The sequence below is a fragment of the Neobacillus niacini genome (genome assembly GCF_000759675.1).
Taxonomy (GTDB): Bacteria; Bacillota; Bacilli; order Bacillales; family Cytobacillaceae; genus Neobacillus; species Neobacillus niacini_A.
Window position 1 is genome coordinate 1 of the sequence record NZ_BAWM01000112.1, and the last position, 236, is coordinate 236.

Below are 236 nucleotides of genomic sequence, written 5' to 3' on the forward strand. Positions count from 1 at the left end.
GACCAATTCTTTAAGGTACTTTCCGTCACTTTTCTCCCCAGTTGTTACCACTGCCGCTGTAATAATTCGTTCATCATTCATTGCTATATGTGTCTTAAACCCAAAGAAAGAAGAGTCTGCCGATTTATGACCAACACGTGCGTCTGGATCGTTTGAATAGTTTAGTTGTTCTTCATAATCCTCTACTACTTCTTTTAAGACGTTCAACTTTTCTTTTACAGCTGGAATTGCAGCGA

1 protein-coding gene is annotated in these 236 nt (G+C 39.0%); it reads right to left on the minus strand.

All coding sequences use genetic code 11. The features are described from left to right. Positions 1-236 (minus strand): transposase (locus TR08_RS24180; protein WP_045522610.1); only part of this gene is annotated, 236 nt, incomplete at both ends.